Below are 25,309 nucleotides of genomic sequence, written 5' to 3' on the forward strand. Positions count from 1 at the left end.
GGCCGGTCCGCGCTCATGCCTTCGTCCCGCGCGGACCGGCCCCACCACCCCCGCTCGCACACAATCAGCGGCATCGTGGACTCTCGTGGTCCAAGCCCCCGCCAGGGAACACCTCTCACCGCTCGGCGAACGCCCCAGTTCCGCAGCTGACCGAGACCCCTGACGACCGCTGGGATTGCGAACGGCTAATCGGATGACGGGCCCCGAGCCCTGCCATTAGGGAGACGCGCAACCCCGCCACGGCGACGACCTCACACCACTGCCACCCACCCGAGGACACCCCTATGACCAGCGTGTTCTGCGGCATCGACTGGGCCACCGACCACCACGACATCGCACTGCTCGACGAGGCCGGCACCCTCCTGGACAAGCTCCGCATCGACGACACCCCGGAGGGCCTGGGCCAGCTCCTGCAGCTGCTGGCCCAGCACGGCGACAGCCCAGAGAACCCGATCCCGGTCGCCATCGAAACCTCCCACGGACTCCTGGTCGCCTGCTTACGCGCCACCGGCAGAGCCATCTACGTGATCAACCCGCTCACAGCGGCCCGCTACCGCGACCGCTACGCCCTCAGCCGCAAGAAGTCCGACCACCTCGACGCCAAGGTCCTGGCCCACATCTTGCGCACCGACCCCGCCGAACACCGCCCCCTGCCCGCGGACAGCCACCTCGCCCAGGCCATCACCGTCCTGGCCCGAGCCCACCAGGACGCCGTCTGGGACCGCGTCCAAACCGGTAACCGGCTGCGCTCCCACCTGCGCGAGTACTTCCCCGGCTTCCTACCCGTCTTCCGCCACTTCCGCGAAGGCCTCGCCTCACCCGTCACCCGCACCCTGCTCGCCGCAGCCCCCACCCCCACCCAGGCCGCCCAGCTCACCCGCCCGCAACTGCGAGCGATCCTGAAGAAGGCCGGACGCCAACGCGAGATCACCGGAGAAGTCGAACGTCTCCATGCCCTGCTCCGCGAACCACAGATGCACCAACCACCCCTGATCGAGCAGGCCATGGGCACCAAGACGCTGGCTCTGCTGCAGCAATTCGACGCGGCCTGCGCCAGCGCCGACGACCTGGAAACAGCCACCACCACGGCATTCGCCACCCACGAGGACGCCGAGATCATCGCCAGCTTCCCAGGCCTTGGCGCTCTGACCGGAGCCCGAATCCTGGCCGAACTCGGCGACGACCACACCCGCTTCACCACTCCACGTGCACTGAAGGCCTACGCCGGCTCCGCCCCCATCACCCGGTCCTCCGGACGCAAGACCACCGTCCTGGCCAGGCACATCAAGAACCAGCGTCTCGCCTCGGCCGGCTACATCTGGGCCTTCGCCGCCCTCACCGCATCCCCCGGAGCACGCGCCCACTACGACCGCCGCCGCGCAGCCGAGGACCGACACGTCGCAGCCCAGCGCAACCTCTTCAACCGCCTACTCGGATGCCTGCACCACTGCCTCACCCACCGCACCCCCTACGACGAGGAGACCGCCTTCCCCAACACCGCTTGACTGATCAACCGCATCGGATGTCTGTCTCCGCCCCGCTCCGGGCCCCGGCTCCGCCGGCCGCGCGGCTGGAGCGAGCACACCTGATGCCGTGGACGGTAGCCCGCTGTGGCTGGGACCGGTCGGCTCCACGGCTTTAGGCAGCCACCATGGGGCGAGCCTCGAAGATCGGGGCCCACATCGGGCTATTGCGGGCAGGTCCAGAGACTGCCCGATTCGCTGACCAGCGTACGGGCCCCAATCTCTCGCCCCATGGCAGCTCCAGCCCAAAGCCGTTCCGCCGACCTCACTTTGTGTTCAAGCCAGCATGTCGTCCAAGCGCTTCTAGATCAAGCACAGGCGATCGCCGCAACTCGTCCCTAAAAAGAGTGCTTTTCAGTTTCTTGAGCGTATTCGCCTTGCCGCTCAGCCTGAATGTCCACTGACCGTCCTCAAGATCAAGTACATGCAATCCTCGCTTCAAGCGCACGTCTGAGTACTGACTCAGATCGAGAATATACGCCTCATACTTCACTCCCTGACGGTGCTGATCAGAGAGCGTAGCCTGAATCAGGTGCGCGAACCGGAGATCAACAAGGCGGGCGAGAGTTTCATATGCACGATGTGACTTCTGAGCGACATCGACCCGGAAGTAGGTGTACCCCTCACCCCGGACATACGAGGAGAGATAATCGAGGGCCGAAGTAAGGGGAGAAGCGCTGTCCGCAGAAACATCCTGCTCCAGATCCCTCAACTTCCCTCGCGCTGCCTTGCCGGCGGCATCCGCGACATCTTCTTGCCCAACCTCACGAGCGTTAGTGCGAGATCTAGCCGCCACAATGGAAGAGGCGAACAGGTTTAGATAGTCCCTAGGGACTCCACCTGAACCGAGAATAAGCCTGCCAAGCGCCGCACTGCGGGTGATGCTCGACGGCTTAGCAATTCCCACAGTTTCAGTGTAGTTCTTGAGCACGGACTCCAGAAACTTCTGCGTGGCTCCGGGATCCTCCAAGGTTACGTCGAGATCAATCTTCGACGCATCGTGTGGAATCTCAACGCCGATTCGAGATGATGGCTCGAAAGGCCGTGTCAGGCGTTCGATGCTAGTAACCTTCAGCCATCCATCACAGTCGCGCAGCATACTGGCCAGGTAGTCAAGCAAGTGAGGCTGCGACGAAATAGGGAAAAGATAGAAGTCGTCGAGATAGAGGTAGAGGCGGACGATACCTGCCCGCAGAACTGTTCGCAATGCCTTGTTCAAATCGGCAATTGTTTCACCGAGTACCGCATCCCCGCCGGTGGCTCGGAGAGACGCCACTATTTCGCTGAGCTCCTTCAGGCGAGCGAAAGACTCACCCTGAGAAGTACCTGCGTACTGAGACAACGAGGTCAGCACACTTTCGGCGATCGTAAGGAAAGCGGTAGAGGCACTCATCAGCCGTAGGGTATGAGCATTAACCCAGGCTGTGACATGCCCATCCCTCTCGGCGAGACGCTTTGCCTCCAGAAGGAGTGCTGTCTTCCCTACGCCACGACGGCCGTATACGAGATGGTGGCGTGACGCTCCAATAGCGGCGAGGCTTGCTCGCGGGTCTTCCATGTACTTGAGACTGGGAAGTGCGTCAGACGTGCGCGACCTAGCTTCCAATAGCTGGATCAGTTGATCAACCTTAGAAGAAGCCAGGGTACTGTTCGACGTGGGAGTCCGGGGCTTTTCGACCTCGGTACGATGCGGCCTAAAGGTGACGACAAGTGACTCGTTTTCCGTTTCGTGGACGGAATTTAGTTCCTGCTCAATAGTTCCAGCCAGACTCTGAGCTGCGGCTATCGAGTCTTCGACCACCCAAACGAGGAACCACCGTTCACCCGGGAATGCCCTTTCCTCGACGCGCACAATGGAGATATCCGCATCGTTGAGCACCCGAGCGATACGCGATACATAATCGCTTGCCGACATCAGATATATCCGTTCGATAGAGCGAAAGCTTCACACATCTGGACGAAGTTCGCTGCCGTTGCAGAAAGCGCCCGGGCGTCGCCCTCCCAATCCGATTCTTTGATTGGGTAGACGTCGTAGTCAGCCTGGTTCCGCAGCAGGCGGGCATCTACGAGTTCAGCCTCACGCGCGGTCGGGCTATCGATGTTTGCCGGAAGTCTTCGCGGCAAGACATTGTGGCGCTCGTGATCATCGCCCTTGGTTTCTGCGAAAGTTATAGCACGAGCGGCCTGATACATTGCGTAGTAGAACCGGCTGATGGCAGATCTGTATTGCGACGTAAAGAGAAGGGCATCACCGGCTCGGAGGTGCCCACCCGCTAGAAGCAGGCGATCTGAGACGACCTGTTGCAGCAGCTGAGTCGTGGGGAAAGGATACTTACTTCCGCTAGTTGGAAGAGCGGAGATCGTCGCACTCTTGCTGGTGGAAATATGCAACAGCATTTGATCGGCAAGCGTGACTGTCGGCATGTAATCTGCGCTACCCCCCTGCGTAACCCTCGCCAGGGTCGCAAGGATAGTCGGCCATGACTCTCCGCACTAGCCAAACGCATCGACGTGCGCCCGCGCACACTCGATAGTTTCGACGCGCGCCTTCCCTGCCGACAGGAGCTGAGCCACGGTTCCTAGAGCTTCACGTACTGCGTGGCGAGACCGGAGGGGGAGGCAGCGTGGCGAAGTGTGGCGCCCCGACCAAGGCGGGTAGACGGTGCCAGCGAACCGTAGTGACCGGAACATCCCGGTGCCCGGTTCACCAGGGGCCTTGGTCCGCGTACGGTACGGCGCAGCGCAAGGAGAAGGAAGCCAAGGAGAAGAAGCGCAAGATCCGGAAGAAGCGGTAGCCCTGGCTGACATCCACGGGTGACATCAACAGCACCGGGCATGGGCACCATGCACGGTTCGGCACGTCCGACCCGACCGCGCGCTGACGCCACCGGGCCTCACTTGGATCGAACCTACAAAGCAGGTGTCAGCGGCAGCTCGCGTGCCAGATGCGTGCCAGAACGAGCGGTCAGCCACGGTCAACCGCGGGACGACAGAACGCTTCGCCGCAGTGGTCATCCAAGGACTCCGTCCTGCTCAGCGGCCCGATGGTGCCGATCCAGTCGGTGATTCCCAAGCTCAGAGCGCGGGTTCGATTCCCGTCACCCGCTCCAAAGAGAAGCCCCAGGCCATCGGCCCGGGGCTTTGTTGTTGTCTAGCACTCCAGCTGTAGATGACAATCATGCCTTGCCCGCGGCTTGGCGGCCGTAGTGGCTGGCGCGGGAACGGGCTTGGTGACGGCTCCGCCAGTGGGACCATCCGAGCCAGTGCCCGGCCTCATGGATGGGCCGGGCGATGAGGGCGATGAAGAGGTGCTGGATTTCCTTGCAGGTCAGCGAGGTCAGATCCTTGGGACCTGGGCGGAGGCGGTGCTCGTCGGCGCGGACAACTGCCAGGCCCGCTTGGGGAGCTTTTTGGCCAGGGTGTCCGCGCAGAACTTCCCCGCCCCGGCGGCGACCTCGTGGGTGCGGGCCACCGCGAGCGCGTATCCGGTGGCCAGGCCCTCCAGGGCGGCGCGAAGTGCGGGTTGCCGCCGTAGACCTCGTCCCCGGCCACCCAGGGGGCCCGGTGGCCGGAGTCCAGGAAGCGGGTGATCATGCGGGTGGCCAGCTCGGGCTTTGTGGCGAAGACGGTGTCCTGGTCGAGTCCGGCGGCCCGGCAGCGGTCGGGCTGCTTGGTCCACGAGCGTGGGGCGTAGAGCTCGAGGTCCACTGCTGCATGTCCTCGCCGGCTTGCGTAGGCGAGATAGACGGCGACTTGGGCGTTTGCGGTTCTGCCCGCGGTGCCGGTGCTGCACGCCGACGGTGTGGCTGCCCTTCTTCACATCGCCGGTCTCATCGACCACGAGCACCGCCTGGTCGTCCTGCAGGTGCTCGACCACGTAGTCGCGCAGGTCGTCGCGTACGGCGTCGGCGTCCCACTCGGCGCGGCTGAGCAGGTGCTGCATGGCGTCGGGAGCGGCCTCGCCAGCCCATGCGGCGATGGTCCAGCAGTTCTTCCGAGGCAGGTCGGCGAGCAGTCCCAGGACCAGGTGCCGTATTCGCCGTCGGGGTTCGACCCGGGCGAACCTGCCCGCGATGCGGCCCATCAGACCCTCGAACGCTTCTGCCAGCAGGAGGCTTCTACGCTGTGACCTGTAGTCACAGCGTGAATCGTTTGCCTTCACGCACTTGATGATCAACGGTGACCGCACCTGCCAGTGCCAGCAGGGTGGAACGGCTCGTCGAAGGAGACGCGGTGCTGGGATTGCTGGGCTTCTACGACGAACTCGTCGCCCGACCGGGCCAGCCGAACGGAGCGATTCGCGACGCCGTCCAGCCCGTCGGCGAGCCAGACGAGGCGGACCTGGTGACCTACCTGGACGCCGGGCACGTTCTTATGGACGTCATGGAAGGGGGCCACGACGTCATCACCGGCAGCGGCCATCGACACTCTGCGGGATGCTCGTCCCTGTTGACCGATGGTTCGTGGCTGTGGCGCCAGGACTTCCCGCATTACCTGGAAACCCACCATGTCTCACTGCCCCAGACGTTCCTCGAACACGTCCGAAGTCTGAACTACCAGATGCCCGCCATCGCCGTCGCACAGTTCGCCCCGCACTACGACCAGACCATGCCCCTGGTCGGTTGGGCCTCGGCCGTCCCGTGGCGATCGACGGCGACCATGCTCCTACCCGAACCACGAGCAGTGACCAGCAAGGCCCAATTCGACGCGGCGATGCTGGCCCGGGACCGAATCCGACCGCAGGGCAGATGGCACAAGCGGCGCAAGCCACGGAAGGCGTAGGTGCCAGCAGCTCAAGAGCAATCTACAGCTGGAGTACTAGACCGGGTCAGGTGTCGCGTGCCCGTTCCGTGCCCGATGGCTGCTCGTCGGGCAGGTCGGCAGCCTTCTGCCGCTCGGCGCGCACACAGGCGTCGATAGCGCGGCTACTTCTCTCTGCCGCTCCAGGTTGGAATGCTGATAGATCAGCGCGGCCCGCTCGGTCGACTGCCCGGCCCGCACCATCGTGTCCTTGAGCGTCGCACCGGAGCGGGTCGTCAGGGTGTGTCCGGTGTGACGAAGATCGTGGAGGCGGAAGTCGTCGGGAAGACCCGCCTTGGTACGAGCCGTGCGCCCCTTCCAACCGAGGTCGACCGACGGAACGGCTTGCCCTTCTCCCCCACGAACAGGAGTCCGTCCGGGCTTTTCTTCGCTTACCAGACCCAGGCCCTCAGCCGCCTTTCGGATACGCGGCGGCGAGGTCGCAGCACGCTTCGACGAGGCGGCGCGGGTAGTAGTCGGGGACCTCGAGGAGGACCAGGACCTCACGGTTGCCGATGCGGCGGTCCACCGTGCCGGTCATCTCGCGGCCTTGGTCACCTACTTGGCGACACAGGAGGCGACCGCCTGCTCCGTGATGGCGGTGCCGGTTTCGAAGGCGCCGGCAGGTCGGGGCCTTCGTGCGGCCGTCCGAGGGTGCCAACGGTGACAGACGACGACAGCGGCCGACCTTGAACGCGCGGGCCAGAGGTGGGCCGCTGTCGTGTGCGCAGGTCGGCGGCGGACGGGAGAGATCTGGGAGGAGTGGTGGGTGCGGAAGCGGACGGCCAATTAGTCGCGCTTGGGCCAGATCGGTCCCTGGTCGGTCCAGATGACGCCCCTGTTGCGGCACAGGCAGAAGGGGTGGCCGATCGGGTCGGTGTAGACCTGCCAGCCGTAGCCGTCAGGGCCGATGAAGTCCTGCCTGAGCGTCGCGCCGAGGTCGAGGACGCGGCGCTGCTCGGACTCGAACTCGTCCACTTCGAAGTCAAGGTGGAACTGCTTGGGGTGCTCGCTGTCGGGCCACTGCGGAGCGCGATAGTCGTCCACCCGGATGAACGCCAGCTCGATCTCGCCGAACTGGATGCCGGCCCAGTCCTCGGAGCTGCCTTCCTTGATCGGACGGCCCGTCACCTCGGAGTAGAAAGCCGCCAGCTTCAACGTGTCCGGGCAGTCGATGATGAAGTCGGTGAGTCGCAGCATCCCGCGATCCTGTCACAAGCTGCCGCTTCGAACAGGCCCGAACATCGAGGGACGATCCATCGAGGCCCAGAGCGAGTTGGTCGACGTCCACGCCCCACATGATCGGCCTGACAAAGACGGGGCAGGCCGCATCCGATCCTGAGGCGGAGCTAAGTGCCCCCGCCTTACAGCATCGGAGTACAGCAACCACGGTGGCCGCAGCTGCCCTCTGCTCACAGTCACGTTGCTCGCGGTCGATGTGCTGCTGCCACAGCGTCAAGAGCCGGTCGATTTGGATTCATGGAGCGACGGAACGAGTTCCCGAATGCCGGCGCGGATGCCCGCGGGTTCGTCGACGTGTGTTCCGAGCACATCGAACACGACGGCGTCGATCTCTGGCTCTGACATGGAGAGGTCTCCTGGACGAAGCGCGGGCGTGGTGGTGGTGGGACGAACGCGGGGGGGGAAGCCCCACTGATTCCCGGCACGCACCCCGAAACCGAACCGCGACGAGTCCGACGCGGAAGTGGGCTGGGGCGTCGACACCGCCTCGGCATACCGAACCCGCGCGCCGGCGGACCGTGAGCCTCGGGCGTCCCGAATCGCGTCCTCCGGCCCGCCCGCGTGAGTGGTGGTCGCCTCCTCCGGCCCGTGTGAGCGGCGCATGGAAGCATCTCGGCCTCTCACGGCATCGTCGCCGGAGGCCCCATGCCTTCGGTGCGTGTGCACGCCATGGTGGACGCGACAGGCGGCACCGTCGTGTCCTTCTGCCCGTGGGGACGTTTGACTTCTGTGTCGTCGCCGACCGGACGGAGCGGCCGGGAGCGTGAGGGTAGGAGGCTGCACTGAGTCCCCTGAGCTGGCCTGACGCGGTGGAGAAGGCGTTCGGTGTGGTGCTCACCACCGGAGGCCTCACGCTGGCGGTGTCCGGCGGTGCCGCAACCGCAGAGTCCTCACAGGCACCGTATGCCGCCGCGTCAGCGGTGTTGCGGCAGCAACCGATCACCATGTCCGATCTCACGCCTGGCTTCCAACTCGACGGTTCGCCCAATCAGGTGGTGTTCCGCGAGGGAGCCGTGACCCTGAGGGTACGCACACCCGATCGGGACGGTTACAGCGTCAGCGTGCGTGCCGAGAACGCGGCCATGAGGCCGGTCCGCGGTGGCAACCCCGACCGGATCCCGGTTGACCGACTCGCCGTGAGGAAGACGGGGACGGAGCCGTTCCAGCCGCTGAGCAGCAGCTCCGCCGTCACCGTACATGCCCAGTCCACACGTTCCGCTCCGCGGGGAGACGACATCAGCACGGACTACCGCGTGAGCATCCCGTTCGTGCGGTCCGACACCTACCGCGTCATCCTGACCTACACGGCCACCACGCGGTGATGCCGCAGTCGGCAGTGCCTCCTCCTCGATGACGAGTTCCTGATCGGCGCCGCGCTGTGCTCGGACCCTCGGCCGTCGCACCCGTCGGCAACGGGAATTCGCTCGAGGCGCCGGGCAAGGCGCCAGGTGGGTGAAACGCGCTGAGGCCCGCGTCTCCTTCATCGGTCCTCAGGGGAAGGAATGCCTTCTAATTGCGAGAACGACGAGTGAGCCCGAAATACAGGTGGTTGAGCGATGAAGCAGCGGTGGTACCGCCTCAGTGCCAGGCCCCTGGTGGCTGCCGTCCTCCTTGCTGCCGGTGGTCTGACCGCCGCTGCGGGTGACAACCGGGCAGCGCATGCGGACGAAGCGAGCGACACCGTGCAGGCCAACGTGAATGTTGCCTCCGCGATCTCGCTGACCGTGCACACCGAGGCGTTCACCCTCAGCGGTCCGCCGAACACCACGGTCACGGAGCCGAACGCCATTTCCTTCACGGTGACCACGAACAACGCCGGCGGCTACACGGTCGGTGGGCGCTCGACGCAGGCCGCGCTGCAGCCACAGGACCCGGAGAATCCCGACGTGATCCCGATCTCCAGACTCGAATTCCGTCCGAGCGGCGAGACGCTGTGGGTGCCCATGACAACGTCGCACCAGGTCACACGGAACGTGGACGGTCCCTCGGCCCCCGACGGAGACGACTTCTCCACCGACTTCCGCGTGCACATCCCGAACGTGCGCTCGGACTCCTATCGCACCACCCTCATCTACACCGCAGCCACCAAGTAGATGGTCTCGGTCGTCACACTCAGGCGAGCGACGCGTCGAACCCAGCGTCTCGTGGCCACCGCGTTGGCCATCACCCTGATTCCCCTGCTGGCTGCCGCCTCCGAGCCCGGCCGGGCAGCGCCACGGGCCGACGAGCCCATGTCCCTCACCGTATGGCCGGCTCGCACCGTGCTCCCCTCCACCACCCGGAGTCATCACCGCGTCGTCCACGTGGTGAACGGCACCTCGTCCCCCCAGCGCATCGACACGGAGCAGGCCGAGTTCGGCCAGGCCGCCGACGGGCGGATCGACTTCCGCCCCCCGGGACCGCTCTCTGCCGCCTCCTGGGTCACCGTCAGTCCATCGGCCTTCCGTCTTGGGCCCCGGGAGAGCAAGAGGGTCCGGGTCGATGTCAGGGTCCCCGACCGGCCAGAACCGGGCGAGCGGTACGTCGGGGTCCTGTTCAAGACGCAGCCAAAGCCGGCACGGGGAAACGTCCAGGTGGCGGGTGCACTGGCCAGCCAGTTCTTGATCAGCGTGCCGGGCAGAGCCACCCACAGGATCATCGCGAATGAGATCCGGGCACCCCGCTTCGCGTTCTGGGGGCCTATCCGGCTGACCCTCCCCATCCGCAACGCCGGTAACGTGCATCGCAGCTACACCGGTCCCCGGCGCGTCGTGGCGAAGGTGGGCAACGACAGCCTGGCTTTCCCCGAGTTCACGATCCTGGGAAACTCCCGGCGGACCGTGACCTCCCAGTGGGTCGACCCGCCGCTGTTCTGCTTCTGCACCGCGTCGGTGACGCTGGCGACGGGGGACGGAACGTCGGTCACGAGGACCGCCCGCATCGCCGTCATCCCGCTGCCGCAGATGGTCGGCCTGCTCGCCGCGGCACTCGGCCTGTTCCTGCTGACCCGCAAGGCAGTGCGCTATCAGCGTGCTCTGCTGGCAGCCGCACGCCGTGGGCGACATTGAGCGAAGGCGTCCGCCTGCCCTCGGTGCCAACGGCACGCCCGCGTGTCAGGTCCGTGCCGTGACAAGCGGTCGCCCACCGTCAGTGGCACTTGAGGACGCACACACCGGCCGGCAGGGCGGCACCACCATCGGGCCGCGACCGGAACACCGGCTGGTGCGGGTGCGCAACGGGCCTGCAGAGCCGTGTTGTCGCGGGGCTGGCCCCCATACGGGCCGGTGCGGCGGGGCCCACTGCCGGCCGATCGAGGCAGGCCGGGCGGGTACGGGAACCGCGGGGCGGGACAAGTCCCGGCCCGCGGTTCCCAGTCGTCTTGCGATGGGACCGTCAGTGCGCGGCCAGGTCCTTCAGCGCGAGATTGAGCCTGAGGACGTTGACGTGCGGCTCGCCGAGGAAGCCGGCCGTGCGGCCCTCGGTGTGATCGTCGACCAGCCCGCTGACCTGCTGCTCGGTCAGGCCGTTGGCCTGGGCCACCCGCTTGATCTGGATCTCCGCGTACTTCGGGGAGATGTGCGGGTCGATCGCGGAAGCCGAGCCGGTGACCGCGTCCTTGGGGACCTCGGACTCCGGTACGCCGTTGAAGGCGGCCACGGCCCTCCTGGTGTCGCCGACCAGCCTGGTCAGCGTCGGATCGGACGCGCCGAGCTGGCCGGAGCCGGTGGACAGCGGGTCGTAACCGCTGTTGGACGGGCGCGGCTGGAACCACTTCGGGTCCGGCCGCGCGACCTCGTCCTCGGCGTCCCCCGTCGCTGCGTCGGATGCCGCCCTCTTCGGCAGGTCCCAGGTCTGGCCGATGAGCTCGGAGCCGACCTCCCTGCCGTCGGCCTGCACGATCGAGCCGTTGGCCTCGTCGCGGAAGAGGGCCTGGGCGATGCCCGTGACCGCGAGGGGGTAGAGGACGCCGGTCACGACCGTGAGGACGAGCAGCATGCGCGCCGCGGCCCAGGCCAGGCGTCCCGTGTTCGCCACGGAGTTGTTCATAGCCGATCAGTACGCTTTCTGGGTTATCGAAGCCCGGGGACGAGGGAGAGGAGCAGGTCGATGAGCTTGATGCCGACGAACGGGACGACCAGGCCGCCCAGGCCGTAGAGGGCGAGGTTGCGTCGGAGCATCCTGTCGGCGCTGGACGGCCGGTAGCGGACGCCCTTCAGGGCGAGCGGGACCAGCGCGATGATGATCAGAGCGTTGAAGACGACCGCGGAGAGGATCGCGGACTCCGGCGAGGCCAGGCCCATGATGTTGAGCTTGTCCAGGCTCGGGTGGGCGACCGCGAACATCGCGGGGATGATCGCGAAGTACTTCGCGACGTCATTGGCGATGGAGAAGGTGGTCAGCGCGCCGCGGGTGATGAGCAGTTGCTTGCCGATCTCGACGATCTCGATGAGCTTGGTCGGGTTGGAGTCGAGGTCGACCATGTTGCCGGCCTCCTTCGCCGCCGACGTGCCCGTGTTCATGGCCACGCCGACGTCCGCCTGGGCCAGCGCCGGGGCGTCGTTCGTGCCGTCGCCGGTCATGGCGACCAGCTTGCCGCCGGCCTGCTCCCGCTTGATGAGGGCCATCTTGTCCTCGGGGGTGGCCTCGGCGAGGAAGTCGTCGACACCCGCCTCCTCGGCGATGGCCTTGGCGGTCAGCGGGTTGTCGCCCGTGATCATGATCGTCTTGATGCCCATGCGGCGCAGCTCGTCGAACCGCTCGCGCATGCCGTCCTTGACGACGTCCTTGAGGTGGACGACTCCGAGGACGCGGGCGCCCCGGGCGTCCTCGGCGGCGACGAGCAGCGGGGTGCCACCGGCCTGGGAGATGCGGTCGGTCAGGTCGCGGACGTCGCTCGCCACGGTGCCGCCCTGCCTCTCGACCCAGGCGATGACCGAACCGGTCGCGCCCTTGCGGATCCTCCGGCCGTCGAGGTCCACGCCGGACATCCGCGTCTGTGCGGTGAACTCGATCCAGTCCGCGTCGGCCAGTTCGCCCTGGTGTCGTTCGCGCAGCCCGTACTTCTCCTTGGCGAGGACGACGACGGAGCGGCCCTCGGGCGTCTCGTCGGCGAGTGAGGAGAGCTGGGCGGCGTCGGCGACCTCGGCCTCCGTCGTCCCGCGTACGGGGACGAACTCGGCGGCCCGGCGGTTGCCGAGCGTGATGGTGCCGGTCTTGTCGAGCAGCAGGGTGGACACGTCACCGGCGGCCTCGACGGCCCGGCCGGACATCGCGAGGACGTTGCGCTGGACCAGGCGGTCCATGCCGGCGATGCCGATCGCGGAGAGCAGCGCGCCGATGGTGGTCGGGATGAGGCAGACGAGCAGGGCGGTCAGCACGATCATCGACGTCTGCCCGTCGGCCCCGGCGTAGACAGCGAAGGGCTTCAGCGTCACCACGGCGAGCAGGAAGACGATCGTCAGCGAGGCCAGGAGGATGTTGAGGGCGATCTCGTTGGGGGTCTTCTGCCGGGCGGCGCCCTCGACGAGGTTGATCATCCGGTCGATGAAGGTCTCGCCCGGCTTCGTCGTGATCTTGATGACGATCCGGTCGGAGAGGACCTTCGTGCCGCCGGTGACCGCGGACCGGTCACCACCGGACTCGCGGATGACCGGGGCCGACTCGCCGGTGATGGCGGACTCGTCAACGGACGCGACGCCCTCGACGACGTCACCGTCGCCGGGGATGATGTCGCCCGCCTCGCAGACCACCAGGTCACCGATCCGCAGCTCCGTACCCGGAACCCGCTCCTCGTCCTCACCGATGACCCGGCGGGCGACGGTGCCGGTCCTGGCCTTGCGCAGGGTGTCGGCCTGCGCCTTGCCGCGGCCCTCGGCCACCGCCTCGGCCAGGTTGGCGAAGATCGTGGTCAGCCACAGCCAGACGGCGATCGCCCAGCCGAACCAGTCGCCCGGGTTCCCGACCGCGAGCATGGTGGTGACCACCGAACCGACCAGCACCACGAACATGACCGGCGACTTGACCATCACGCGAGGGTCGAGCTTGCGCAGGGCGTCCGGGAATGACCTCAGGAGTTGCTTCGGGTCGAACAGACCCCCGCCGACCCGTCCGCCACCGGGCTTGTGCCCGGTGGGCACGTCCGAGTGCGGCGCCGGGAGCGTGGTCGTGGTGGACATGGCGTCCTCGTGCTTCTCTACGTCGATGGTCATGCCGCGAGCCCTTCGGCGAGCGGGCCCAGCGCGAGGGCCGGGAAGAACGTCAGACCCGTGATGATCAGGATGGTGCCGACCAGAAGCCCGGTGAACAGCGGCTTCTCGGTCCGCAGGGTGCCCGCGGTCTCGGGGACGGGCTTCTGCTCGGCGAGCGAACCGGCCAGCGCGAGCACGAACACCATCGGCAGGAACCGGCCGAGCAGCATGCACAGGCCGAGCGCCGTGTTGTGGAACCCGGTGTTCGCGCCGAAACCGGCGAAGGCCGAGCCGTTGTTGTTCGATGCGGAGGTGTAGGCGTAGAGGACCTCGGAGAAGCCGTGCGCGCCCGTGTTGGTCATCGACGACTCGCCGTTGCCGGTGGCCATCGCTGTCGCCGTGCCGATCAGGACGAGCGCCGGGGTGATCAGGATGCAGCAGGCCGCGTACTTCATCTCGCGGGTGCCGATCTTCTTGCCCAGGTACTCCGGCGTGCGGCCGACCATCAGACCGGCGATGAACACCGCCACGACCGCCATCATCAGCATGCCGTAGAGGCCGGAGCCGACACCGCCGGGCGCGATCTCGCCCAGCATCATGCCGAGCAGCAGCACACCGCCGGACAGACCGCTGAAGGAGTCGTGGAACGAGTTGACCGACCCGGTCGACGTCATGGTCGTGGAGACCGCGAACAGGGAGGAAGCCCCCTCGCCGAACCGCTGCTCCTTGCCCTCCATCGCACCGCCCGCGAGCTGCGAGGCGGAGCCCGGGTGGGCGTACTCGACCCAGGTCACCAGGACCACGCCGACCAGCCAGAACGTGGCCATCGCGCCGACGATCGCGTAGCCCTGCCTCACGCTGCCGACCATCTTGCCGAAGGTGCGCGGCAGCGAGAACGGGATGACCAGGAGCAGGAAGATCGTCAGCAGGTTCGAGAAGCCGTTGGGGTTCTCGAAGGGGTGGGACGAGTTCGCGTTGAAGTAACCGCCGCCGTTCGTGCCCAGGTTCTTGATGGCCTCCTGGGAGGCGACCGCGCCGGGGCTGATGGACTGCGTCCGCCCGGTGAGGGTGGTGATCTCGTGGATGCCGGCGAAGTTCTGGACGGCGCCGGCGGCGACCAGCAGGATCGCGGCGATCACCGAGATCGGGACGAGGACGCGGACGACACCGCGGACCAGGTCGGCCCAGAAGTTTCCCAGCTCACCGGTGCGGGACCGGGCGAAGCCGCGGACCAGGGCCACGGCCACGGCGATTCCGACTGCGGCCGAGACGAAGTTCTGCACGGCGAGTCCGGCGGTCTGGGCGGCATGGCCCATGGACGACTCGCCGGAGTACGACTGCCAGTTCGTGTTGGACACGAACGAGGCGGCCGTGTTGAACGCCTGGTCCGGCGTGATCGCCGCGAAGCCCAGCGACCCCGGCAGATCGTCCTGCATCCGCAGGACCAGGTAGAGGAACAGCACGCTCACCGCGGAGAACGCCAGGACGCCGCGCAGGTAGGCGGGCCAGCGCATCTCCGTGTCGGGGTTCGCTCCGACGGCGCGGTAGATCCACTTCTCCACTCGCAGGTGCTTGCCGGAGGAGAAGACGGCGGCCATGTGGTCGCCGAGGGGGCGGTGCACAAGGGCGAGCGCGCCGATCAGCGCGGTCACCTGGAGCACGTCGGCAAGAGCGGGGCTCATATCCGTACTCAGAACCTCTCCGGCTTGACGAGGGCGAGGACGAGATAGCCCAGCAGGGCGACGGCCACGACGAGGCCGACGACGTTCTCGGCGGTCACAGCTGCGCCACCCCCCTGGCGATGAAGACCACCAGCGCGAACACCGCGACCGTGGTGACGACGAAGGCCATGTCGGCCATCGCATGCTCCTAGGAAAGGGTCGGAGAGGAACGGACACCATGAGCGAAACTCACCCCTGGCGCGAAACCGACCCCGTTGACGACGCCCTTACGCCGCCGACGGCCGCCTTGACGGCATCCATACGCCGCAGTGCCCTGCGTCACGTCCGCGGCGGGCGGCTTCGGCCCGGCCGTCCATGAGCTGCTGCGTGCCGCTCTCGGCTGCGGCTACGCGACCGAGGCGGGCCCGGTCCGTGTCACATGGGCGAGCGAGACGGGCAGGCGGGCTACCGGCACATCGTCCGGCGCGTCCGTGCAGGCGCACTCGCCGGCGCTTCCTCGAACGCCGGGCGCGGGCCCGGCGCGAGCGGGACCGCGACGGTTGCGGTTCGACCGCGGGGCGTCCTGGACGCCGGCAAGTGGTTGCCCGGGCAGGGGGCGACGTGGGGCTGCTGCGAGCGCCGTCTGGTCGCCGACGGGCCGCGCACGCCGGTGAGGACACGGCGGGCGCGATCACCCTGCTGCGGCGCTGAGGAGGCCCCGCGAACGAGCCCCGATGCGAGGTCCGCGGCGCGGCCGGCCCGTGGAGCCAGGCGCGCCGGACCATTGGTGCCGGGCGCGCCTGGTGGCGTCGGACTGGGTGCGGTTCCTGAGCTCCGGCCCTGGCCGGAGCGGTTCCTACGCTCCGGCCTGGGCCGCGGCTTCGGCGACGGCGATCTCGATGCTGAGCGCCTCGGCGATGTTGCCGGCTGCCGTCATGACGCGCGCCGTGCCGACGATGGGGGCGATGGCGACCAGGACGTCCTGCAACTGGTCGGCGGTCAGGCCGGTCTGGAGGGCGGGGTCGATATGGGCGACATAGGAGATCGGCGGAGCGTCCGAGGCGGCGAGAGCGGCGATACGGGTCAGCATGAACATGTCCGGGGCCAGTCCGCACCGCTCGATCGAGTCGACCGTCATCGCGGCGAGGGTGTCCAGTACCGGGGTTTCGGATGCTGTGGCCATGGCAGGTCGTCTCCTGACGGTGTCGTGACGAGGATCGGCCGGGGCGGAGGCGCGGCAGGGCTCCGCATCTCGGTGCAGCGTCCTCCTGCTCGACCGTAAGTCGGATTGCCGCGGATCGCCCGTCGGGGTGGCCTCACAGGGGCAGGGCGGGCCGGCGAGGCGGTCACGACAGCGCGCCGGGAGAGGGGCCGGCAGGCGCCCGAACGGGCGGCCGGCTGCTGCCGACCCAGCGGCACCCCGCCCCACCCCACGATGGGGCCCCGCCGCCCCCTGCTCCGGCCTCCGGAGAGGGGTCGTACGCCTATTGGCCGGTCCCGCGAGCAGGGCGCGGCGCGGGCTTGTAGCGTCGGCGCACAAGCAGTGATCAATCGGATCTTCCCACCAGTACCGGCGGCGCCCGGAGAGGCCCGGCCGGTGAGGGCGCAGTGCGGTGTCCACACCCGTGGAGCGGTGCGGAGAGGAGGCGAGTTGGCACGCCGCAAGGCCACATCGATGGCCGCGTTCGGGCTTGTTGCCCTTGCGATCGCCGTCAACCCCGTGATCCCGATCGTCCCGAAGGGCGCCCCCCAGCACGCCCCCAGGACGGAGCACGCGACCCAGCGGTTCAAGGGTCGGGCCGTCGAATGCACCTCGGGAAAGCCCAAGCTGGCGGCGACGCTCGTCCGGCACATGGTGAACTCGCTGGAGCGGCGGTCCAGTCGGGTCTCGATCGCGCTCTACGACCGCACGTCCCGGACCTCGTGCACATACCGCGCCGATGTGCACTACGACTCGGCCAGCACGGTCAAGCCGATCGTCCTGGGCGCGTTGCTGCTGGCCAGGGGGACCGACCTGTCCAGGGAGGAGAGGTCCCTGGCCAGGGAGATGATCGTGAACTCGGACAACGACGCGACGTACGCGCTGTGGGACCTGCTGGGCGAGGCGAAGATCCAGGACTTCCTGGACAAGGCCGGGTTGGAGGACACCGACCTGAACGACGCCGGCTTCATGGGGCTGACCCAGATCACCGCTCGCGAACAGGTGAAACTGCTGCAACTGCTCACGGGGGAGGACGAGTCCGTGCTGAACTCCCGGGAACGCGCCTACGTTCTGCGGCTGATGCGGGAGGTGCAGGACGACCAGCGCTGGGGCACGCCGGCGGGTGCTCCGTCGGACGCCGTCGTCCAGGTCAAGAACGGATGGCTGCAGCGTTCCGAGGTCGGGGTCAAGAGCCGCTGGGACCGCGGGGACTGGAAGGTCCACAGCATGAGCGCCGTCACCGGAAGCTCCTACGACTACGGTCTCGTGGTCCTGACCGAGAACAACCGCGTCCCCGAGGGTGCGTCACCCGAAGTGGGCTGCGACTACGGGATGGAGACGATCGAGCGGGTGGCCAGGGCGATCCACCGCGACCTGTATCCGGAGGGGACACCCGAGGTCCGCCGGGCGTCACGGCCGCTGGTGAGTGCCGCGCGATAGGGCACGCATCGGGATGTTCCCGACCACGGGCTCGGCCTCGGGCTCGGCCTCGGGCTCGACCTCGGGCTCGGGCTCGGCCTCGGGCTCGGGCTCGGGCTCGGCCTCGGGCTCGGGCTAGGGCTCGGCCTCGGGCTCGGGCTCGGCCTCGGGCTCGGCCTCGGGCTCGGGACCATGGTCGGGGTGCGTCCGGCCGGCTTACGGCGCCGGGACCGTGGTCGGGTTGTGTCAGAGGTCCCGGCTCACGAGCCCGGGACCGCGATCGGGTGTGTCAGGTCCCGGCCCGCCCCGGGGCCGGGCGGCCCGGCGACCTCGGGACAGCCCGGCGGTTCTCGGGCGCTCAGCCCCAGTCGCAGCCGATGCCGTCGTTGTCGCGGTCGAGGTGGCTGCCGTAACCGGGCTCGCCGCGGCGGACGGGTGCGGCACCGGCGGCGCGGGCCGCCGCGCAGTTCTCGTAGTGGACGTCCGCGGAACCTCCTCCGCCGCCGCTCGCACTGCCGCCGTCGCCGCCCGACCCGCGCACCTCCACGGTCCTGGTCCTGGTGACGGTGACCGTGGGCCCGGGCTCGGTGACCGTCGCCGAGGGCGCCTCGGGGGTCGCGGTGACCGTCGCCGTGGCCGTCACGGTGGCGGTGACCGTCGGGCCGGGGCCGGCCTCTGCCGCCGCGGAGGCCGGACGCCCTTCCCCGGACCCGTCCGCGGCTCCACCGCAACCGAAGCCGATCGCCATGAGGAGCAGGCCGCCGGCATAGGTGCGCTTCATCCTCCACAGCGGCCGATGCCTTCCCGAGGGCTGCGGTCCGGGCTGCGGAGAGATGGTGTAAGGATTGCTCAAGGCCCCCCCTTGTGCAGATTCAGTGAACGATGCGTGGTGACACGGTAGTGTCAAGTTCCGGCCCCGGGGAGGGAAGTGACAGACATTCCGCTTCCGATCCGGGACCACCCCGCGTCCCCTTCGGCCGTCCGCTCAGCCGGTCGCGTTCACATCGTTCCGTTCCGCGCCCGCACGCGCCCCGGAGGCGATCCTGCGTCGTGCGGCGCTCCTCACCTCCGTAGCCCGTGCGGCGCCGACGTGCTGGACGACGGCGGCGACGTCCGCCACGCCGGAGACGCCCCAGCCCCCCGGGCCGGGGTGGCAGTGGACGGGGAGGCGGCCGGGCCGGACGGCCCAGCGGCCGTCGCGCGCCGGGAACGAGATCGTGCACAGCGCTGGTGCGTCGAGGCGCCAGAAGGCACGCGCCGGTGAGGACAGGGCGTGGACGAGCAGGGCCCTGACGGTGGCAGGTTCGGCGATCACCAGGGCGCGGCCGGTGTCCGGCGGGAGGCCGTCCAGCCAGTCGGCGGTACGGCGGCACAGCCGGCGTACGGACTCGCCGCCGTGGGGCGTGGCGTCCGGGTCCCTCAGCCAGGCGGTGTAGCCGTCGGGGTCGGCCGCCGCGACCTCCTGGACCGTACGGCCCCGCCAGGCGCCGTAGTCGATGTCGCGGAGCACGGACTCGACCTCGGGTTCCAGTCCGAGGGCGGCGGCCACGGTCGCGCAGCGCGCCGAAGGCGCCCGGAGGGAGGGCAGGTACGAGGGGAGGGCCGCCCTGGCCGCCCCCGCGTCCCGCAGGACGCGCTCGCTCGGGGGCCCGTCGCCGAAGACAGTGCCTCGGGTGCCGTCCCCCGCAGCCGCGCAGAGAAGCGTCAGGCGGACCGTCATGACGACCGACCTCCTTCCGGTCCGGCGAGTGCGCCGGACTCCTGCCGCCGGTCAACTGATCAGCGGACGGGTGGGTGGCCGCGTGCAGCAGGTGCGCGAGCGGCCCGGTCGGAGACCCGACCGGAACGCGGTCATGCCGAGGACCGCCGGGTCGGACACGGCCCGGCCGCGCGAGGACGCCTCCCGGCGAGCCGGGCCGTCGGCGGTTCCGGCGGACGGGAGGCGTCCGCAGGAACCGCGGCAGCCGCCGGGGCTGCCTCGGACATCACGGCCTGCTGTACCTCGGGCCTCATGTGCTCCAGAGTCCGCCACGGCGTCCGGGGCCGACCATCCGGCAGGTGTCCGGACCACCCCCGCCGACCGGCCGGAGGGCTGTGTTGGGGTGGTGGTGCAAACCCTGGGACGGGCACCCGCGGGACGGGGCAGTCACAGGGCATGACCGTGCCGGTACGTGGTGGGGCCGCGTACGGCCGTACTGTGCCCTTGCCCGTGCCTTCCGTGCTGTCCTCCTGCCTGCCGGGCCCGTGCACGGCCGCCCGCGGTCGTGCACCCGAAGCCGCGGGCCGGCCGAGGCGGGGGCGGGGCGTGATGCCGTGGCCCGCCGGCACCGGCGCTTGAACCGAATCCGGCGGCGGGCCGTACAAGTGGACGCCGGCGTGGCGGCCCCCGTCGTCATGCCGATCACCGGCCCTGCGCGGAAGGAACCTACGGGTGGCGCTCTGGACACGCTCAAACCGGCTGCCGGCCCAGGCCACGGCTCCGGCCGTGGAAACCGGGACGGATGCCGGAACGAACGCCGGGGAACGGCCCGTGCCCGACGGCTCCCGGAACCGCCCCTCGGCCCACCGCCCGGACGGCGGCACCGAGGCGGAGGGAGGCGCCCACCGCGCCGGCGACGGTCAGGACGTCCCCGGGACGGACGACGGGGACGCTTCCGCCGGCGCCGACGTGGACGCGAACACCCGCCTTACCGCCTCCGACGCCGGAGCAGGCGCCCGCACCACATCCGGCACCGACAACCCCTCCGGCACCGGCACCGAAACCGGCACCGAAACCGGCACCGACGCCCGCGCCGACGGCGAGACGGACCGCCCGGTGGGACCCGGCACCGGGGACCGTCGTGGCCTTCGCCCGTTCGCGGCACGCGCGGTCCACCACGGCGCCACCGCCATGGCCGCCCTGGTCGTCCTCGCCGCGCTCCTCCTGCCGACCAAGCTCGGGCATCTCACCGCGCCCATGTTCCTCCGCATACCGGTGGAGGGGATCTTCGGCGTCGCCGTGCTGCTGCTCCTCGGACCGGGCCGGAGCGGCCGGGTGAGGCGCCTCGTACCGGCGTTCGCCGGCTCGGCGCTCGGCCTGATGGTCGTGCTCAAGCTGCTCGACATCGGCTTCGACGCCGTCTACAAACGGCCGTTCGACCTCGTGCTCGACTGGATCCTCCTCGACGACGGCCAGTCCTTCCTCCGCGACTCCATGGGCCCGGCGGGCGCGATCGGCGTCGTGGTCGGGGCACTCGTCCTCGTACTGCTGCTGATGGTGCTCCTGACGTGGGCCGCCGTACGGCTGAACCGGGTCCTGGCGCGTCACGGCGCCGCGGCGGCCGGAGGCACGCTCGTGCTCGGGACCGTGTGGATCGTGTGCGCCGCGCTGGGTGTGCGCAACACGGCGGTGCCCGTCGCGGCGGGCGGTTCGGCCGAGTTCCTCCAGGACCGGGTGCAGCAGTTGCGTGCCGGGCTGCGGGACAAGGAGGAGTTCGCCGGTGAGTCCGCCGGCGACGCCTTCGCCGGCGTACCCGCCGACCGGCTGCTCACCGGACTGCGCGGCAAGGACGTCCTCTTCGCCTTCATCGAGAGCTACGGGCGCAGCGCGGTCCAGGACCCGGAGATGGGGCCGCGGGTCTCGGCCTTCCTCGCGGACACGGACCGCCGGCTGCGGGCGGCCGGCTGGTCCTCCAGGAGCGCGTTCCTCACCTCCCCGACGTACGGCGGCGGGAGCTGGCTGGCCCACTCCACCTTCAACTCGGGCCTGTGGATCAAGAACCAGCAGCGGTACCGCAACCTCACCTCCAGCGACCGTATGACTCTCACCAGTGCGTTCCGCAAGACGGGGGCCTGGCGGACGGTCGGCATCATGCCCGGCGTCACACGGTCCTGGCCGGAAGGGAAGTTCTACGGCCTCGACCACGTCTACGACTCGCGCAGCATGGGCTACAAGGGCCCGAAGTTCAGCTGGACGCCGGTGCCCGACCAGTACAGCCTCTCCGCGTTCGAGCGCCTGGAGCACGGAAAGCCGGGCCGGGGGCCGATGATGGCGGAGATCATGCTCGCGTCGAGTCACAACCCGTGGGCGCCGATACCGCGAACACTCGGCTGGGACGAGATCGGTGACGGATCCGTCTACGACGCCGTCAAGGAGGAGGGCAAGGACCCCGAGGAGGTCTGGAAGGACCCCGCGCAGGTCCGTACGGAGTACCGACGCGCGATCGAGTACTCGCTGACGAGCCTCATCACGTACGTGGAGAAGTACGGCGACGAGAACACCGTGCTGGTGTTCCTCGGCGACCACCAGCCCGTGTCCACGGTCACGGATGACAAGCTCGGCCGGGACGTGCCCGTCACGATCCTCGCCCGCGACCCGGATGTCCTGGACCGGATCTCCGACTGGGGCTGGCAGCCGGGCCTCAAGCCCGGCCCGGACGCCCCGGTCTGGCGTATGGACGCCTTCCGCGACCGGTTCCTCTCCGCCTACGGGGACCGGCCGGGGGCGGCGCCGTCGAAGGGGCGCTGAGCGGACGCGCATACGGGCGGGGCCCTCCCCGCGGGCCACGGCATCCACCGGACTGCGGTGCCCACCCGGCCGGAAGCCCGTACGCCGCCTGCCCGGGAGCACGTGGGCCGGGAGCACGTGGGCATGGAAGACGTGGGCCGGGAAGACGTGGGGCGGGAGGACGTAGGCCGGGAAGACGTAGGCCGGGAAGACGTAGGCCGGGAGCACGTGGGCCGGGAAGACGTAGGCAGGGAGGACGCCCCGCTCGGGCGGGCACCTTCGGCGCCCTCCCCGAGGGCGTCGCACCGCCCCCCGAATACGCCCGCTCCTTCTCCGGGAGTCTCCGGCTCGGTCTCCCCCGCGTCCGCCGACCGCGCACGAGCCGTCGGGCCGCGGCCTGGCCGACGGCCCGGACCGCCGGAGGCCCGCTCACACCCCGGGCCCGTTCCCCGGCCTCCCCGCCGAACGGCCGCGCAGACCAGGCGACCACGCGACCACGCACATGTGTCCCCGGCCGAGCGGCCCCACCGGACGCGCCCGCGGGAGGTTCCGTCGCAGTCCTCCGGACTCCCCGGCCCACCCAGCCCACCCAGCCCACCCAGCCCCCCGAGCAACGCTCGTCCGGCCCCATGCGAATGGCCCCGGCCCGTCCCGGCCGGGGCACCCGCCGCACCGGCCGGGACGGTGGCGGGCCCCCCGTGCCCGCCGCCCGTGGCCCGACCGGCGGGTCTCAGACCCGCTCGCCCGCCGGCTCCCGTACCGCCGCCGTGCGGGGCCGGGACGTACGCGCGACGGGAACGCCGTCGCGGGCCCTGACACACCAGAGGCCCCTGATGTCACGACCGAAGGACCAGACGAGGGACGCCAGTGCGCCGAGGACGAGCAACCAGGCGGCCAGGAAAGGCAGTAGGCGGGTCGCGGCGAGGAGCAGGACGATGCCCTGGAGCGCGGCCACCGTCTTGCGGGCCATGCTCGGCGGCAGCGGGCCGTTCAGCCACGGCAGTATCCGCGCGGCGGCGACGAACACGTACCGCATCGCGCCGATCAGCAGTACCCAGGCGCCCAGCGAGGCGGCCACGTGGACGCTGAGCACCAGGATGAGGAACGCGTCGGCCTCCATGTCGAAGCGCGCGCCCAGCGCGGACTCCGTCCCGGTGCGCCGGGCGACCTGGCCGTCGACCGCGTCGAGTACCAGCGCCACCGTGGTCAGCGCGACCAGGGCGGTGATGCGGGGTCCGCTCGCGAAGGACTCGGCGACCAGCGCGGTCACCCCGCCGACGAGCGTCGTACGGACCAGTGTGACGGCGTTCGCGGGACCGAACGGCCTCGGTGGCCACGACCGGTGCAGGGCGCGGGTGAGCAGCGCCCACGTCGCGACCGTGAACACCGCGCCCGTCAGCCAGCCGGCCGCGCCGAGTCCGGTCGCCGCGTCCAGCAGGACCAGCAGGACCGTCTGCGCGCCGGCCCCTGCCACCGTCTCCGGGCGCAGCAGCCGAGTCTCGTAGGTGCCGATCAGGGCCACCGCGGTACCACCCTCCGGACGTGTGACAGAGTCGACGAGTGCCGCGTACGGTGTGCGCGGTCTCATGATTTTCAGAACGTAAACCGTCGCGGGAGTGTTCAGCGGGAGGTCGTGAATGGAGCGCGTCGCACGCGCCTTCTGGCTCAATTCCCCAGGTCAGGGCGAGATTCGGGATGTTCGTCTGAAGGAGCCCGACGAGGGCGACGTGGTCGTGCGCAGCCTCTGCTCCGGGGTGAGCCGCGGCACTGAGAGCCTCGTCTTCCGGGGCGGCGTGCCGGAGAGCCAGTACACGGCGATGCGGGCGCCGTTCCAGGAGGGCGAGTTCCCCGGACCGGTCAAGTACGGCTATCTCAGCGTCGGCGTCGTCGAGGAGGGCCCGCCGCACCTCCTCGGCCGGACGGTGTTCTGCCTCCACCCGCACCAGAGCCACTACGTCGTTCCGGCGAGTGCGGTCACCCCGGTTCCGGACACGGTGCCCGCCGGACGGGCGGTGCTGGCGGGGACGGTGGAGACCGCGGTGAACGCCCTGTGGGACGCCGCGCCCCTGGTGGGCGACCGGATCGCGGTCGTCGGCGCCGGGATGATCGGCGGCTCGGTCGCCGCGCTCCTGGCCGGGTTCCCGGGCGTACGGGTGCAGTTGGTCGACGCGAACCCGGAGCGGGCGGCCCTGGCCGAGGCGCTGGGCGTCGACTTCGCCCTCCCGGAGGAAGCGCTCGGCGGCTGCGACCTCGCCGTCCACGCCAGCGCCACCGAGGCCGGCCTGACCCGCTCGCTGGAACTCCTCGCGCCGGAGGGCACGGTGCTGGAGCTGAGCTGGTACGGCGACCGGCGGATCAGCGTGCCGCTGGGCGAGGCGTTCCACTCCGGCCGGCTGGTCCTGCGCGGCAGCCAGGTGGGGCGGGTGGCGGAGGCCCGGCGTTCGCGCCGCAGCTACGCCGACCGTCTCGCGCTCTCGCTGGACCTGCTCGCCGACCCGGTGTTCGACGCACTGATCACCGGCGAGTGCGCCTTCGAGGAACTGCCGTCGGTGATGCCGCGGATCGCCTCGGGTGAACTCCCGGGCCTGTGCCACCGGGTGGTGTACGACGCTTCGTAGCCGGCGCCGGGTCGCCGCCTCCGCGGCCCCGTTTCGGCTCCCCGCCGCGCCGGCCCTCCCCGGCCCGGCACGTCCGCCGCCGGTGAGACACCGCCGTGACGTGCCCGATCCCCGCGGAAATCCGAACGACCTGCACCTTTGAACACGCAGTACTCTCCGGCCGTACTGATGGACACGGCCGCCCGCCGGCGG

The 25,309-nt window shown here is 69.4% G+C and carries 20 protein-coding genes and 4 pseudogenes; 8 read left to right on the forward strand and 16 right to left on the reverse strand.

Features of this window, described 5'->3' with window-relative positions; translation table 11 throughout:
• Positions 1-284 precede the first annotated feature (284 nt).
• Positions 285-1,505 carry an IS110 family transposase gene (locus AB0J10_RS13500; protein WP_363061031.1) on the forward strand — a complete coding sequence of 407 codons (1,221 nt, stop codon included), beginning with the start codon at positions 285-287 and terminating at the stop codon, positions 1,503-1,505.
• A 283-nt stretch (positions 1,506-1,788) separates the two neighbouring features.
• Here AB0J10_RS13500 and AB0J10_RS13505 read toward each other — a convergent pair whose 3' ends face one another.
• From AB0J10_RS13505 to AB0J10_RS13520, 4 genes and pseudogenes are all read right to left on the reverse strand, one after another.
• Positions 1,789-3,438, reverse strand: coding sequence for an ATP-binding protein (locus AB0J10_RS13505; RefSeq protein WP_363061033.1), 1,650 nt, complete (start codon positions 3,436-3,438; stop codon positions 1,789-1,791).
• Positions 3,438-3,947: a hypothetical protein gene (locus tag AB0J10_RS13510; RefSeq protein WP_363061035.1), complete on the reverse strand. Its 510-nt coding sequence runs from the start codon at positions 3,945-3,947 to the stop codon at positions 3,438-3,440. The genes AB0J10_RS13505 and AB0J10_RS13510 overlap by 1 nt, the downstream gene beginning before the upstream one ends.
• A gap of 913 nt (positions 3,948-4,860) precedes the next feature.
• Positions 4,861-4,995 carry a hypothetical protein gene (locus AB0J10_RS13515; protein ID WP_363061400.1) on the reverse strand — a complete coding sequence of 45 codons (135 nt, stop codon included), beginning with the start codon at positions 4,993-4,995 and terminating at the stop codon, positions 4,861-4,863.
• 92 nt (positions 4,996-5,087) lie between these two features.
• A pseudogene (locus AB0J10_RS13520) lies at positions 5,088-5,607 on the reverse strand (IS701 family transposase); the annotation flags it as partial.
• A 149-nt stretch (positions 5,608-5,756) separates the two neighbouring features.
• Here AB0J10_RS13520 and AB0J10_RS13525 point away from each other — a divergent pair.
• Positions 5,757-6,305, forward strand: a complete 549-nt coding sequence (locus AB0J10_RS13525; protein WP_363061037.1) for a hypothetical protein — start codon at positions 5,757-5,759, stop codon at positions 6,303-6,305.
• 46 nt (positions 6,306-6,351) lie between these two features.
• Here AB0J10_RS13525 and AB0J10_RS13530 read toward each other — a convergent pair.
• The 4 genes and pseudogenes from AB0J10_RS13530 to AB0J10_RS13545 form a co-directional block, all read right to left on the reverse strand.
• Positions 6,352-6,721 (reverse strand): annotated as a pseudogene (locus tag AB0J10_RS13530) (site-specific integrase); the annotation flags it as partial.
• Positions 6,722-6,741: 20 nt separating this feature from the next.
• Positions 6,742-6,953 (reverse strand): annotated as a pseudogene (locus tag AB0J10_RS13535) (replication initiation protein); the annotation flags it as partial.
• A gap of 159 nt (positions 6,954-7,112) precedes the next feature.
• A complete protein-coding gene (locus tag AB0J10_RS13540) occupies positions 7,113-7,523 on the reverse strand; it encodes a VOC family protein (protein ID WP_363061039.1) in 411 nt (136 codons plus the stop codon).
• 220 nt (positions 7,524-7,743) lie between these two features.
• A pseudogene (locus tag AB0J10_RS13545) lies at positions 7,744-7,910 on the reverse strand (haloacid dehalogenase type II); the annotation flags it as partial.
• Between the two features lie 599 nt (positions 7,911-8,509).
• Between AB0J10_RS13545 and AB0J10_RS13550 the strand changes: the two are divergent.
• The 3 genes from AB0J10_RS13550 (at position 8,510) to AB0J10_RS13560 (ending at position 10,612) form a co-directional block, all read left to right on the forward strand.
• Positions 8,510-8,887, forward strand: coding sequence for a hypothetical protein (locus AB0J10_RS13550; protein WP_363061041.1), 378 nt, complete (start codon positions 8,510-8,512; stop codon positions 8,885-8,887).
• Positions 8,888-9,121: 234 nt separating this feature from the next.
• Positions 9,122-9,658, forward strand: a complete 537-nt coding sequence (locus AB0J10_RS13555; RefSeq protein ID WP_363061043.1) for a hypothetical protein — start codon at positions 9,122-9,124, stop codon at positions 9,656-9,658.
• 51 nt (positions 9,659-9,709) lie between these two features.
• Positions 9,710-10,612 (forward strand): hypothetical protein, encoded by a 903-nt coding sequence (locus AB0J10_RS13560; RefSeq protein WP_363061045.1) that lies wholly within the window; start codon positions 9,710-9,712, stop codon positions 10,610-10,612.
• A 325-nt stretch (positions 10,613-10,937) separates the two neighbouring features.
• Here AB0J10_RS13560 and AB0J10_RS13565 read toward each other — a convergent pair whose 3' ends face one another.
• From AB0J10_RS13565 to AB0J10_RS13585, 5 genes are all read right to left on the reverse strand, one after another.
• Positions 10,938-11,591 (reverse strand): potassium-transporting ATPase subunit C, encoded by a 654-nt coding sequence (locus tag AB0J10_RS13565; protein WP_363061047.1) that lies wholly within the window; start codon positions 11,589-11,591, stop codon positions 10,938-10,940.
• 23 nt (positions 11,592-11,614) lie between these two features.
• Positions 11,615-13,753 (reverse strand): potassium-transporting ATPase subunit KdpB, encoded by a 2,139-nt coding sequence (kdpB, locus tag AB0J10_RS13570; protein WP_363061049.1) that lies wholly within the window; start codon positions 13,751-13,753, stop codon positions 11,615-11,617.
• Complete coding sequence (kdpA, locus tag AB0J10_RS13575; RefSeq protein ID WP_363061051.1) at positions 13,750-15,414, reverse strand: potassium-transporting ATPase subunit KdpA; 1,665 nt, start codon at positions 15,412-15,414, stop codon at positions 13,750-13,752. The genes kdpB and kdpA overlap by 4 nt, the downstream gene beginning before the upstream one ends.
• A gap of 8 nt (positions 15,415-15,422) precedes the next feature.
• On the reverse strand, positions 15,423-15,512 hold the full coding sequence (gene kdpF / locus AB0J10_RS13580) for a K(+)-transporting ATPase subunit F (RefSeq protein ID WP_363061053.1): 90 nt from the start codon (positions 15,510-15,512) through the stop codon (positions 15,423-15,425).
• Between the two features lie 737 nt (positions 15,513-16,249).
• Positions 16,250-16,576, reverse strand: coding sequence for a carboxymuconolactone decarboxylase family protein (locus tag AB0J10_RS13585; RefSeq protein ID WP_363061055.1), 327 nt, complete (start codon positions 16,574-16,576; stop codon positions 16,250-16,252).
• Between the two features lie 468 nt (positions 16,577-17,044).
• On the opposite strand from AB0J10_RS13585, the gene AB0J10_RS13590 reads away from it, so the two are divergent.
• A complete protein-coding gene (locus tag AB0J10_RS13590; protein ID WP_363061057.1) occupies positions 17,045-18,034 on the forward strand; it encodes a serine hydrolase in 990 nt (329 codons plus the stop codon).
• Positions 18,035-18,371: 337 nt separating this feature from the next.
• On the opposite strand, the gene AB0J10_RS13595 is transcribed toward AB0J10_RS13590, so the two are convergent.
• Together AB0J10_RS13595 and AB0J10_RS13600 are read right to left on the reverse strand one after the other, a co-directional pair.
• Positions 18,372-18,794, reverse strand: a complete 423-nt coding sequence (locus tag AB0J10_RS13595) for an excalibur calcium-binding domain-containing protein (protein ID WP_363061059.1) — start codon at positions 18,792-18,794, stop codon at positions 18,372-18,374.
• 204 nt (positions 18,795-18,998) lie between these two features.
• On the reverse strand, positions 18,999-19,733 hold the full coding sequence (locus tag AB0J10_RS13600; protein ID WP_363061061.1) for a histidine phosphatase family protein: 735 nt from the start codon (positions 19,731-19,733) through the stop codon (positions 18,999-19,001).
• Positions 19,734-20,444: 711 nt separating this feature from the next.
• Here AB0J10_RS13600 and AB0J10_RS13605 point away from each other — a divergent pair.
• Complete coding sequence (locus AB0J10_RS13605) at positions 20,445-22,520, forward strand: sulfatase (RefSeq protein ID WP_363061063.1); 2,076 nt, start codon at positions 20,445-20,447, stop codon at positions 22,518-22,520.
• A gap of 709 nt (positions 22,521-23,229) precedes the next feature.
• On the opposite strand, the gene AB0J10_RS13610 is transcribed toward AB0J10_RS13605, so the two are convergent.
• Positions 23,230-24,021 carry a CDP-alcohol phosphatidyltransferase family protein gene (locus AB0J10_RS13610; RefSeq protein ID WP_363061372.1) on the reverse strand — a complete coding sequence of 264 codons (792 nt, stop codon included), beginning with the start codon at positions 24,019-24,021 and terminating at the stop codon, positions 23,230-23,232.
• A 115-nt stretch (positions 24,022-24,136) separates the two neighbouring features.
• Here AB0J10_RS13610 and AB0J10_RS13615 point away from each other — a divergent pair, with 115 nt between their 5' ends.
• Complete coding sequence (locus tag AB0J10_RS13615) at positions 24,137-25,117, forward strand: zinc-binding alcohol dehydrogenase (RefSeq protein WP_363061065.1); 981 nt, start codon at positions 24,137-24,139, stop codon at positions 25,115-25,117.
• The last annotated feature ends 192 nt before the right edge of the window (positions 25,118-25,309 follow it).

This window comes from Streptomyces sp. NPDC049887 (assembly GCF_040656535.1).
In the GTDB taxonomy this organism is placed as follows: domain Bacteria; phylum Actinomycetota; class Actinomycetes; order Streptomycetales; family Streptomycetaceae; genus Streptomyces.

Bases quoted from the DNA above. Each gene is read 5' to 3' on its own strand.
- AB0J10_RS13585 (WP_363061055.1), bottom strand. From the start codon at position 16,576: ATGGCCACAGCATCCGAAACCCCGGTACTGGACACCCTCGCCGCGATG.
- AB0J10_RS13600 (WP_363061061.1), bottom strand. From the start codon at position 19,733: ATGACGGTCCGCCTGACGCTTCTCTGCGCGGCTGCGGGGGACGGCACC.
- AB0J10_RS13565 (WP_363061047.1), bottom strand. From the start codon at position 11,591: ATGAACAACTCCGTGGCGAACACGGGACGCCTGGCCTGGGCCGCGGCG.
- kdpA (WP_363061051.1), bottom strand. From the start codon at position 15,414: ATGAGCCCCGCTCTTGCCGACGTGCTCCAGGTGACCGCGCTGATCGGC.
- AB0J10_RS13500 (WP_363061031.1), top strand. From the start codon at position 285: ATGACCAGCGTGTTCTGCGGCATCGACTGGGCCACCGACCACCACGAC.
- AB0J10_RS13505 (WP_363061033.1), bottom strand. From the start codon at position 3,438: ATGTCGGCAAGCGATTATGTATCGCGTATCGCTCGGGTGCTCAACGAT.
- AB0J10_RS13540 (WP_363061039.1), bottom strand. From the start codon at position 7,523: ATGCTGCGACTCACCGACTTCATCATCGACTGCCCGGACACGTTGAAG.
- AB0J10_RS13550 (WP_363061041.1), top strand. From the start codon at position 8,510: ATGTCCGATCTCACGCCTGGCTTCCAACTCGACGGTTCGCCCAATCAG.
- AB0J10_RS13555 (WP_363061043.1), top strand. From the start codon at position 9,122: ATGAAGCAGCGGTGGTACCGCCTCAGTGCCAGGCCCCTGGTGGCTGCC.
- AB0J10_RS13595 (WP_363061059.1), bottom strand. From the start codon at position 18,794: ATGAAGCGCACCTATGCCGGCGGCCTGCTCCTCATGGCGATCGGCTTC.
- AB0J10_RS13510 (WP_363061035.1), bottom strand. From the start codon at position 3,947: ATGCCGACAGTCACGCTTGCCGATCAAATGCTGTTGCATATTTCCACC.
- AB0J10_RS13615 (WP_363061065.1), top strand. From the start codon at position 24,137: ATGGAGCGCGTCGCACGCGCCTTCTGGCTCAATTCCCCAGGTCAGGGC.
- kdpB (WP_363061049.1), bottom strand. From the start codon at position 13,753: ATGACCATCGACGTAGAGAAGCACGAGGACGCCATGTCCACCACGACC.